This window comes from Corallococcus sp. CA049B (assembly GCF_003611685.1).
GTDB lineage: Bacteria > Myxococcota > Myxococcia > Myxococcales > Myxococcaceae > Corallococcus > Corallococcus coralloides.
In genome coordinates, this window is the sequence record NZ_RAWC01000086.1 from 22,004 (window position 1) to 33,218 (window position 11,215).

Below are 11,215 nucleotides of genomic sequence, written 5' to 3' on the forward strand. Positions count from 1 at the left end.
ACAGGAGCCTGTCGCTTGAAGCGCTACTTCGGAATCATCGTTGTCATCGCCCTGGTGATCGTCGCCGCGGTGGCGAGTCACCGCACCGCCTCCGCGCGGGCAACCGAGGCGGAGCGGGACGCGGACTTCCGCCGCATCCAGTCCGTCTACCTGGAGCGCGTGGGCTGGATGCGCACCAACCCGGATGAGGCGTCCTACAAGGACGAGCTGAAGTCCTTCTTCAAGGCGTACTTCGACGACGTCGAAGCGCACCTGGATCGCTTCAATGGAAACAAGAAGTTCGACGGCTACCTGGCGGAGCTGGAGCAGCGCGCGGAGTCGGGCGGAGAGAAGAAGGATAACCGCGCGACGGATCGCAAGGCCTTCTACGAGTACGCGCGCAAGCAGTTCGACGCCCTGCACGAGGGCCGTTACCGGCCGGTGTTGAGCGCCACGGACAAGGGCATGCGCCTGGACATCGTGTCCAACGACGTGGTGATGGTGATGGGCAAGCCGCAGATCCGCCTGCAGCTGGTGCTCTGGGGCGCGCAGCGCGTGGAGAAGGACGAGGGCAAGGTGAAGAAGATGGTCACCAGCGCCGCGTTCGACACGGTGTGGAAGCTCACCGACGCGAAGGGCAAGCTGCTGGGCGAGATGCGCGGCGGTGACCCGTCGATGAAGATCGACTACCCGGAGCGCCTCATCGCCGGGTTCCCCCCGCAGATGCTGCTGGGCCACTACGACCTGGACCTCTTGCCCGCGGAGGTGGCGAAGCTGGAGATGACCATCAACGTCGCGTCGCACGCGGCGTCCGGTGGCAACGCCAACGCCACCTACGCGTGGAAGCTGGACGTGCCGTCCGAGTGGAAGCTGGGCGCCAACGAGACGTGGGAAGGCGCCACGCAGGAGGAGCGGCCGGAGGAGGAGATCGACCCGGCCAAGGCCTCCGCCAAGAAGGGCGAGTAGCGGACAGGCCGCACTTCGTCACTTCACGACGGCGAAGTGCGACCCCAGCCGGTACGCGGACAGCGTGCCGGCGTCGTCCAGGAAGTACAGGTTGAGGCGCACGTCGGCCTGGAGCGCGACGAGCCCCACCCCCGCGCGCACCTCCGCGAGCACCTGACCGCCGCGAGGATCCACCGCGCGCACCACCTCCCCCGCGATGAGCGTCACGTCGCGGGCGGTGCGCGCCGGCAGCGCGGTGATCAGCGGCTCGCCGGCCGCTCCCACCCGCCAGTCCACCTGTCCGTTCAGCGCCACGCGAGCGGCGGCCCCGGACGCGCTCGTCACCACCACCGCGCGCGGCAGCGGCGCCAGCGCGTAGGGCCCGGGCCCCAGGTGCAGCGCGCGCTCCCAGACCTTGCGTCCGCGCGCGTCCAGGCACACCAGGAACCCGTCCTGCTCACGCATCCCGGCCAGGAGCACCCGCTGGCCCACCGGCAGCGGCGTGGAGGGCAGGAGGAGGTCCGGCTCGAACGTCCACTGCGCCTCGCCGGTGTGCGCGTCCGCCAGCAGCAGCGCGTGATGCGAGCCGCGCCCCAGGAGCGCCAGGAAGCGCCGGCCCCACGCCACCGGAGCCCCATGGAAGGGCAGGGGCGAGCGCAGCCGGTAGCGCACCTGACCGTCCTCCAGGTCCAGGCCGTACAGGTAGCCGGAGTCCGTGGCCAGGAGCGCCCGGTGCCCCTGCGTGGCCAGCCACCCGCGCTGCGTGCGCGGCGGGGCCAGGCGCCACACCTCGCGGCCCGTGGCCTCCGCGAAGGCCACCGCCGTGCGGTCCTCCGACAGCGTCAAGAGCAGCCCGTCCTGGCGAAGCAGCAGCGGCCCCAGCGGGATGCCGTCATGGTCGTGCAGCCACCGCGCGCCCGAGCCCCGGCCCGTGAAGCCGTACACGCGCGTGTCGTCCGCCGCCACCGCGTGGCCATCCGCGGACGCCGCCACGCCCAGCGACGCGGCCCGCCGCCACAGCAGCGCGCCGTCCTTGCGCGAGAACGCGCCCGCCAGCCCCGGCGCGCAGTACACCGGCCCGTGCCGCCCCAGCAGCAGCCGCGCCTCCTCCGGCTCCTCCAGGCCGCGCTGCTCCCAGAGCTTCTCGAAGCGCAGGCGCCGCAGCTTCCCGGGCACCTTCAGCGGGCGGGACTCGCCGCGCGCCGGGGGACTCCTGCGCTCGCGCGCCTCACCTTCCGCCTCGGGCGGCTTGTGCGCGCCTCGCAGGTGCGACAGGCCCTCGCGGCAGCGCTCCGCCACCTCCACGAGGTACGGGTTGGAGACCTGGACCCGGTGCGCCTCCGCGAACGCCAGTCCCAGCGCCTCCCCCAGCTGGAAGAGGGCGGACAGCAGCGCCTGGGGCTCCAGCTCGAACCACGTGCCGGTGGGCCCCAGCTTCGCCCGCCGTCCGGGCAGGTCCAGCGTCAGGCGGGGACGCACGCCCGCGGGCTCGAACTCGAAGCGGGCCTCGCCCAGCTCCACGGCCCGCGCCAGCTCCACCGCCTGCCGGGACAGCTCCAGCACCGTGAGGAACGGCGGCCCCGGCGCACGCCACGCCTGCGGCCGTCCCGGCAGCGCCAGCCACACCTCGCCCGCGCCCAGCAGCGGCGCCAGCGCCCCGGAGGTGCCCTTCGACGGGGCCTCGCGCGAGGCCGGGGAGATGTCCTTCAGCTCGAAGCCGAACCCCGGCACGGAGACGGGCTCGATCCGCAGCGGGGTGGGGGCAACGGGCTTCTCTTCCGCATGCGGGGCGGCCTTGCCCAGGCCCTGGAGCGCCTCGCCCAGCTTCCGGGCGGCCGTGGCCGACAGGGCCTTGGGCGCGAGCTTCGTCACGTCCTGGAGGAATCTCTGGCCGCTCTGGCGGGTGGCCTTCGTCAGCTCCTCGGCGTCCACCCGGATGGGCGGGCGCAGCAGGTGAGCGGGCCGGGCGAGGCTGGCCACGGACAGCTCGATGTCCGGCCCGACCCGCCGCAACACCAGCTCCAGGTGCGCCTCCGTCAGCGACACCTGCGCCAGCCTCCGTTTCCCCGCGTGCAGGGCCGCCACCGCCTCCACCAGGGCGGGGACGACCTCCGCCAGGGGCTCCTCCACCGCCCCGGACAGCAGGTTCACGCCGTCCAGTTCCAGCGCGATGGAATCGAGCGGGGAGGCTGTCGGTTCGCGCTTCCAATGGTGTCCGATGCGAAGACGGGTCATTGACGTTCGTTGACAAGCCAGTTTAGCGGTGGCTAGCATCCGCCGCCCATACGGACCTACATTTTTGTAACCGTTCGGAATTCTTGGGGAATACTCGATGACATTTTACGAGGCCGCGCTCCGTGTACTGGAGAGCGAAGGTCGCCCCCTGCATTTCCTTGAGATCACGGAGAAGTCCATCCAGCTGAGCCTGCTGTCCCACATTGGTAAGACGCCGGAAGTGACGATGCTGTCGCGACTGGCCGCCATGGCGCGACGGACGCGGGATCGCAAGGTGATTGTCACGGCGAAGGATACCTTCGCTTTGACGGACTGGTCGCTCTCCGAGGACGTCGAGGCACTTGCACAGACGGGCGTGATGGAGCCGCATCCGGAGGAGGAGTTGCCTCCGCTGCGGCCGGTGGAGCGTCACCCGGAGCCCCGTACGGACAACGTCCGCGCGTCGGGCCGTGGCACGGAGCGCAAGCGCCGCCGTGACGAGGGCGACGAGGAGCGGGGTGGCCGCCGCAAGCGCTTCCCGCCGCTGCCGGAGGTCGTGTTCGAGATCCTCAGCGAGGCGGAAGTCGCGCTGCGCACGGATCAGCTCATCGAACGCGCCAAGGGCAAGGAGCTGTGCGCGGAGGAGACCACGGTGGAGGCGGTGCTCACCGCCCTGCTGGAGGACAACCAGCGCCGCATCGACGCGGGCCGCCGGCCCCAGTACGCCTTCAACCAGGAGACCGGCGAGGTGTCCCTGGAGCGCGCGGGCGCGCCGAGCGAGGCGCCGCCCCTGGAGCTCCAGGCCGCCTTCGCGCAGGCCCTGGGCATCCCGCTGGAGGGGGGCCGCCCGGTGCTGGGCAAGCCCGCCGCCGCCGGCGAGCCCCTGGTGGACGAGGCCCTCATCACCACCGCGCGCACGGCCCTCAAGGACGCGCGCCGGGCGGTGGCGCGCGGGCTGCGCAAGCGCCTGGGCGACGCGGACGTGGGCACCTTCGAGAAGTCCGTGGTGAAGATGATGCACGGGCTGGGCTTCCGCGAGCTGAAGGTCGCCAAGCGCTCCAAGGAAGGCCCCCTGCTCACCGCGCGCAAGCGCGAGGGCAGCGTGGAGCTGCGCTACGCGGTCCGCATGCTCAAGGGCATGCCGGGCATCGACCGCAAGACGGTGCAGGAGCTGCGGCGCGACCTGGGCCACTACTCGGCGCAGGTGGGCCTGCTGGTGAGCGCGGGTGAGGTGCGCGGCGACGCGCGCTCGGAAGCGCAGGCCACTGGCTCGCTGGTGATGCTGTGGTGCGGTGACGCCCTGGGGGAGAAGTTCCTGGAGGCGAAGACCGCCGTCACCGTCACCCAGGTGGAGCTGTACGACATCGACGAGCGCTTCTTCGAGGCCGCGAAGCTGGACGCCGAGGAGGCCCAGCGCCGCCGCGAGGAGCGCAAGAGCGAGAAGCAGGCCCGCGAGGAGGGCGGTGGCGAGGTCGAGGCCGCCGCCACCACCACCGAGAAGCCGGAGCGCGCGGAGCGTCCCGAGCGGGGCGACCGTTCGGAGCGCTCCGAGCGCCGCCGCGACCGTCAGCGCGAACGGGCCGAGGCCCGCGACACCGCCAGGTCCGGCGCGGAGGGCGCCGAGGCCAAGGACTCGCCGGTGGCCCCCGCGCCGCCGGCCGCCGCCGGGTTCACGCCCGCGTCGGAGGAGGACGAGTCCGAGGAGGGCGACGACGAGGGTGAGGATGACGACCTGGAGGCCGCCAGCGCCTTCGTGGGTGGAGCCAAGGAGGGCGCCGAGGCCGGTGCCGCCGAGGGCAGCGCCTCCGAGCGCAAGCGCCGCCGCCGTCGTCGCCGGGGCCGTCGCGGCCGTGGCTCGCGCGGAGCGGAGGGCGGGCCCGCGGGTGAGGCCGGCGCTCCCGCCGGTGAGGGCGCCATCAGCGCGGGTGAGGCCGGTGCCACCACGGGTGAGGCCGGTGCCAACGCGGGTGAGGCCGGTGCCAACGCGGGTGAGGCCGGTGCCAACGCGGGTGAGGCCGGTGCCACCACGGTGGCCGCCGTCGCCGCCGGTGAGGGCGCGGAGTCTTCCGGTGGCATCGCCGCGCCGTCTCCGGGTGGCAGCGTCACTGGCGAGACGGTCGCGCTCGCGGGTGAGGCCCTGCCCGTGATGAGGGAGGCCCTGCCCGTGATGAGGGAGGCGAGCCCCTCGAACGGGGAGGCCGCCGCCACGCAGCCCGCCGTGGGCAACGCCTGGCAGGCGGGCGAAGCGGCGCAGCCGTCGCCGGAGTCCGACGAGGCCGCGCGGGCCCGGGCCGAAGCTGCTGCCCAGGCCGCGTCCGACGCGGAGACCCCGGTCGCCGCGCAGGCGCTGCCTCCGGAAGAGGCCCCCGCCGAGGCGTCCTCGCAGCCCGCGGAAGTCCGCGAGGCCCGCGAGGTACACGAAGCGCCGGTGTCCCCTGGGACGGACGGTTCGTCCGAGGGCAACAAGGAAGGCTGAACCCCGCACGGAATCGCGTGCGGTGGACGCGGGAGTGTTAGCCTGTGGGGGCCATGAAGCCGGCCCTGCTGCTAACCTCCTGCGTGCTGTTCCTCGGGGCCTGCCGCTCGCAGGCCCCGCGCCATCCGGTGGCGCCGGTGGAGCTCTCCGGGACCACCCTGCGGGACAACGCCCTCCTGGGCTTCGGCCCGGAAGGCGTGCGGGACCTGTTCGACGACGCGCTGGAGACCTCCGGCCGCTTCGAAGTGGTGGCCGACGAGTCCCCCAAGAAGTCCCGTCCCTGGAGGCTGTCGCTGGAGGTGCCCTTCACCCGCGAGGTGCTGAAGGACGGCAACCCGCACAGCTACGCTGAGGTGGGCGCCAACCTGTCCCTGGAGCGCTTTGGCGGCAACATGCCCCAGCGCTACGAGGTCGTGGGCCTGGGCGAGGCGGCGGTGGAGGTGGACTCGGCGGAGGGGCGGCGGGCCGCGATGCGCAGCGCGCTGGAGAGCGTGCTGCGGCAGGTGACGGAGTCCGCGGTGCTGCAGCTCGCCGCGTTGGACCGCACGGACGAGGCGCTGGTGGCGGACCTCCAGGCCTCTGATTCGCGCATCCGTGAGTTCGCCCTGCGCACGTTGGCCGAGCGCAAGCACCCGGCCGCCGCGCCGCTCCTGATTGAGCGCCTCAAGGACACCAGCGACGCGGAGCAGGTGCGCCGCACCATCGGCTCGCTGGCGGAGATGAAGGCGAAGAGCGCGGTGCCGGCGCTCATCGACCTGGCGCGCGGCCGCGACTCGGGCTTCCTGCAGGAGATCGTCTTCGCGGTGGGCGAGATTGGCGGCCCGGAGGCGGAGGCGTACCTGTACACGGTGGCCCAGGGCCACGACACGCCGTCGGTCCAGGCCGCCGCGCAGCAGGCGCTGGACACGCTCTACGCATCACGCAACCACGCAACCGCGGAGGCGCGTGGCCAGAGCCACGCGGACCCCTAGCGCATGATGAAGCAATCGCTGTCGATGGTGGGGGGCCTGGCCCTCCTGGCCTCCACGCTCGTGGGTTCCGGCTGCGCGAAGCGCGTCGAATCAGCCACGCGCCCCTCGCCCGAGTCCATTGCCCAGTACTACCCGCTGGCCGTGGGCAACGCGTGGACGTACCGGATTGACGGGCGCGACGACAAACCCGTCACGGTGGAGATCGTCAAGGAGCAGGACGGCTACTTCGTGGACAACCAGGGCGGCCAGCTCGCGGTGGACGCCTTCGGCCTGCGCGACCCCAAGCGCTACCTGCTGCGCGGCCCGCTGGAGGCCGGGCGCGGCTGGAACAACGTCGTGTCCGTGTCCTCCACGGAGCGCTACCAGCTGGTGCAGGTGGGCTTCGCCTGCAAGGTGCCCGCGGGCTCGTTCCCCAACTGCGTGAGCGTGGAGGGCCGCAACAAGGTGGATGGGCAGACCACGCTCGTCAACACGATGACCTTCGCCGCCGGCGTGGGCCTGGTCCGCGTGGACGTGGCCACGGAGCACGAGGGCAAGCGCGTGCCGCAGACGGAGCTGGAGCTCATCTCCTACAAGGCGGATGCCGCCGTGCCCGCTCCCAACTGAAGCGTGGAGACGACGAGCGAGCTCACGCAGGACGCGCGCATCCTGAACTTCCTCGCGGAAGGCGGGGAGGGCTTCATCTCCGGTGAGGCGCTGTCCAACCGGCTGGGCCTGTCGCGCACGGCGGTGTGGAAGCACGTGGAGGCCCTGCGGCTGAAGGGCTACCGCATCGAAGCCGTGCCCGCGAAGGGCTACCGGCTGGTGGGGCGGCCGGACCGGCTCTTCGGGCTGGAGGTCCAGCCGCTGCTCGCCACGCGCGCGGTGGGCCGCGTGCTGCACCACCACGACACCATTGGCTCCACCAACGCGGCGGCCTTCCGGCTGGCGCAGGACGGCGCCGTGCACGGCACGGTGGTGGTGGCCGAACAGCAGACGGCGGGGAAGGGGCGCCGGGGCCGCGCCTGGGTGTCGCCGCCGAACCTCAACCTGTACTTCTCCGCCATCCTGCGCCCGGAGCTGCCTCCGCAGCGCGCGCCGGAGCTCACGCTGGTGGCCGCCGTGGCCCTGGCGGAGACGCTGCGCGACGCGGGCGCGGACGCCGCCATCAAGTGGCCCAATGACGTCCAGCTGGGCGGCCGGAAGGTGGCCGGCATCCTCACGGAGCTGTCCGCCGAACCCGAGCGCGTGCACTTCGTCATCGTGGGCGTGGGGGTGAACCTCAACTCCGGCGAGGAGCACTTCCCGGAAGAGCTGCGCGCCACGGCCACGTCGCTCGCCCTGGCGCTGGGGCGGCCCGCGGCTCGCGCGTCCTTCACCGCGGCCCTGTGGAACCGGCTGGAGGCCTGGCTGGACACGTACCTGGCCACCGGCTTCGACGCGGTGCGCACCCGTTGGAAGGCGCTCTCCAGCACCCTGGGAGTCCCCGTCCGGGTGCGGACGGACCGGGGGGACTGGGAGGGGTTCGCGGAGGACATCGACCCCACGGGCGCCCTGATGGTGCGCATGGCGGATGGCCGCGTGGAGCGCGTGCTGGCGGGGGACGTGGAGCAGCTGCGTCCCCAGCGCTAGAGTGCGCCCCTGATGCTCCTGGCCATCGACGTCGGCAATACCAACACCGTCCTGGGCGTGTACGAGGGCCGGCGGCTCCTGGACCACTGGCGCCTGGAGACGAGCGCGCGCCGGAGCGCGGACGAGTACGGCATCCTCGTGCGCCAGCTCTTCGCGTGGAGCGGCGTCGACGCGAACCAGGTGAAGGCCGTGGCGGTGTCCAGCGTGGTGCCGCCGCTCCAGTTCATCCTGGAGAAGATGAGCGAGCGCTACTTCAAGACGCGCCCCATGTTCGTGGGCCCGGGCGTGAAGACGGGCATGCCCATCCTCTACGACAACCCGCGCGAGGTGGGCGCGGACCGCATCGTCAACGCGGTGGCCGCCTACGAGAAGCACCACCGCGGCCTCATCGTGGTGGACTTCGGCACCGCGACGACGCTGGACGCGGTGACGCCCAAGGGCGAGTACCTGGGCGGCGCCATCTGCCCCGGCATCAACATCTCCATGGAGGCCCTGTTCCAGAACGCCTCCAAGCTGCCCCGCGTCGAGTTCGCGCGCCCGCCGCACGTGGTGGGCCGCAACACCGTGCACTCCATGCAGTCCGGCCTGGTCCACGGCTACGTGAGCATGGTGGACGGCATGTGCGCGCGCATGGAGGCGGAGATGGGCTTCTCCGCGAAAGTGGTGGCCACCGGGGGCCTGGCCCCGCTGGTGGCCAGTGAATCGAAGGCCATCCAGGAGGTGGATGAGTTCCTCACCCTGGAGGGGCTGCGCATCATCTACGGAAGGAATCACGCGACATGAGCACCGCCGCCGACCCCAGCATTCCGGCCCCGCCCCCGGGCTGCCCCTTCAACGCGGAGTTCCTGCCGCCCAACCTGCGCAAGCACGTGGACCCCAACGCCCCCGTGCCCCTGCGGATGATGGCGGCCAAGTCCCTGGTGCCGCTCAATCCGGCGGACATGCTGGGCGCCCTCTACATGCTCACGTTCGATCCGGACGCGGGCGTGCGCGAGACGGCCGCCAAGACGTCCTCGGGCCTGCCGGAGCGCATCCTCGGCTCCGCGCTGCGCGACGAGGGCGTGCAGCCCCCCGTGCTGGGCTACTTCCTGGGCCTGCTCAAGGACAAGGAAGCCTACGCGGAGATGCTCGTCCTCAACTCGGAGACGCCGGACGACGCCGTGGCCAGCGTGGCCAGCACGTGCAGCCCGAAGGTGGCGGAGATCATCTCCCAGAACCAGCTGCGCCTGCTGCGCAATGAGGGGATCATCCGCGGCCTGTGCGCCAACCCCGGCGTCCCGGCGTCGCTGGTGGACAGCGTCTGCGACTTCGCGGTCCGCAGCGGCCTGGTGCTGGCGGACGTGCCCGCGATGCAGGCCGCGCGCGTGCGCATCTACGGCCCGCAGGCCGCCGCCGCGCCGCCGGATCCGGGCCCCACCGCGGAGGAGGTGCTCCAGGAGCTGGGCACGGAGGCGCAGGCCGAGGACGCCGCTCCCATGGAGGAGGGCAAGCGCATGACGCTTGCCCAGCGCATCATGAAGATGTCCATCGCGGAGAAGATCAAGCTGGGCACGCTGGGCAACAAGGAGGCCCGCTCCGCCCTCATCCGCGACACCAACAAGCTCGTCTGCGTGGCCGTCATCCGCAGCCCCCGCATCACCGACGGCGAGGTGCTCGCGTGCGCCGCGAACCGCGCCATCAACGAGGACGTGCTGCGCGTCATCTACAACAACCGCGAGTGGACGAAGATGCAGAAGGTGAAGCTCGCGCTGGTGAAGAACCCCAAGGTGCCGCTCACCGTCACCCTGAAGTTCCTCAACACGCTGCGCGACGCGGAGCTGAAGGACTTGTCCCGCGACAAGAACGTGCCCGCGGCCGTGCAGTCCTTCGCCAAGAAGCTGCATGAGAAGAAGACGGCGCCCAAGCAGGCGCCCGGCGGCGGCAAGTAGCCGGGCCGTGGAGCGGGGGAGGGCGGTTCAACCCGCGCCTTCCCCCGGTTCTACAGGCGGTACCGCGGTGCTTCAGGCCGCGGCTTCCTCGTCGGCGTCGTCGCCCACGGCGGTGCCCGGCTCGTCCAGCAGCTGCTGCGCGATGGCCAGCGCCTTCTTCGTCTTCTCGCGCAGCTTCTCGTCGCCCTTGATGCGCGCGTAGAGCTTCGTCACGCGCTCCTCGTTGTGCGCCGCCGCCTGCTCCAGCTCGGTGATGCGCGCGCGCAGGCCGTCCGCCTCCGCGGCCGCCTGGGCGCTCTGGTGGGAGAGGTCCGCCTGGGCCTGCTCCAGCTGGCCGCGCAGGCCCTCCAGCTCGCCGCGCAGGCCCTCCAGCTCGCCCTGCGCCGCCTCCACCTGCGAGCGCAGCCCTTCGGCCTCCTCGCGCGCCGCCTGGAGGTCCGCGTCCTGCTGGGCCACCTGGGCGCGCAGGCTGTCCGCCTCGGCCTGGAACGCCTGGGCCTGGGCCTGGTGCTGATCCAGCTCCGTCTGGAGCGCGCCCAGCTTCGCGGTGGCGCCGCGCGCCTCCTCCTTCGCGGTGGCCAGCTGCTGATCCACGCGCTTGCGCTCCGTGGTGAGCTGCTCGGTGCGCGTGGTGAGCGTCTTGATCTGCGCGTCGCGGCGGTTCAGCTCCTCATCGGAGGTGGAGGCCTTCTGCTCCAGCTCCAGGTGCTGATCCTTCAGCTCGATGATCTCCTGGTCCTTCTGGTTCAGCTCCGACTTGAGCCGCAGGATCTCCTTGTCGCGCTTGTTGACGGTGTCACGCAGCGCGAAGGTGTCCTTGTCGCTCTTGCCGGCGGTGGAGCGGGACGCCTCCAGCTCCGTGGCCTTCTCCTGGAGCTCGGACTCCAGCGACTGCACGCGCTCCTCGACCTGCGTCGTCTCCGAGCGCGCGTCCTCCAGCGCGCTCTGCAGCTCCGCCACCTTCGCGCGCAGGTTGCGCAGCTCCGCCAGGTCCGCGGCGGACGGGCCCGGCGCGGCGGCCGGCGTCACCGGCGCGGCGACCGCGGCGGGACGGGCCGCGGCGGGCGGCGGCACCGCGCGCAGCGGGGTGG

At 72.2% G+C, this 11,215-nt stretch carries 8 protein-coding genes and 1 pseudogene; 7 read left to right on the top strand and 2 right to left on the bottom strand.

What is annotated here, in order from left to right; translation table 11 throughout:
• Positions 1-15: 15 nt before the first annotated feature.
• The gene (locus tag D7W82_RS19970) at positions 16-945 is read left to right on the top strand and encodes a hypothetical protein (protein WP_171424874.1); all 930 of its coding nucleotides are present in this window, start codon (positions 16-18) and stop codon (positions 943-945) included.
• Positions 946-963: 18 nt separating this feature from the next.
• Here the strand turns inward: D7W82_RS19970 and D7W82_RS19975 are convergent, their stop codons facing one another.
• On the bottom strand, positions 964-3,159 hold the full coding sequence (locus tag D7W82_RS19975; protein WP_120619866.1) for a PQQ-binding-like beta-propeller repeat protein: 2,196 nt from the start codon (positions 3,157-3,159) through the stop codon (positions 964-966).
• Between the two features lie 97 nt (positions 3,160-3,256).
• Between D7W82_RS19975 and D7W82_RS19980 the strand changes: the two genes are divergently transcribed.
• The 6 genes from D7W82_RS19980 to D7W82_RS20005 are packed head-to-tail and all read left to right on the top strand — an operon-like array spanning position 3,257 to position 10,124.
• Positions 3,257-5,614: an HTH domain-containing protein gene (locus tag D7W82_RS19980; protein WP_233587809.1), complete on the top strand. Its 2,358-nt coding sequence runs from the start codon at positions 3,257-3,259 to the stop codon at positions 5,612-5,614.
• A gap of 53 nt (positions 5,615-5,667) precedes the next feature.
• Positions 5,668-6,585 carry a HEAT repeat domain-containing protein gene (locus D7W82_RS19985; protein ID WP_120619867.1) on the top strand — a complete coding sequence of 306 codons (918 nt, stop codon included), beginning with the start codon at positions 5,668-5,670 and terminating at the stop codon, positions 6,583-6,585.
• Positions 6,586-6,588: 3 nt separating this feature from the next.
• Positions 6,589-7,191, top strand: a complete 603-nt coding sequence (locus D7W82_RS19990; protein ID WP_120619868.1) for a hypothetical protein — start codon at positions 6,589-6,591, stop codon at positions 7,189-7,191.
• A gap of 3 nt (positions 7,192-7,194) precedes the next feature.
• A complete protein-coding gene (locus tag D7W82_RS19995) occupies positions 7,195-8,196 on the top strand; it encodes a biotin--[acetyl-CoA-carboxylase] ligase (protein WP_120619869.1) in 1,002 nt (333 codons plus the stop codon).
• A 12-nt stretch (positions 8,197-8,208) separates the two neighbouring features.
• Entirely contained in the window at positions 8,209-8,979 is a 771-nt protein-coding gene (locus tag D7W82_RS20000; RefSeq protein ID WP_120619870.1) for a type III pantothenate kinase, read from the top strand.
• Positions 8,976-10,124, top strand: coding sequence for a hypothetical protein (locus tag D7W82_RS20005; protein WP_120619871.1), 1,149 nt, complete (start codon positions 8,976-8,978; stop codon positions 10,122-10,124). Before D7W82_RS20000 ends, D7W82_RS20005 begins: the two co-directional genes overlap by 4 nt.
• Positions 10,125-10,196: 72 nt before the next feature.
• Here the strand turns inward: D7W82_RS20005 and D7W82_RS40565 are convergent.
• A pseudogene (locus D7W82_RS40565) lies at positions 10,197-11,215 on the bottom strand (hypothetical protein); the annotation flags it as partial.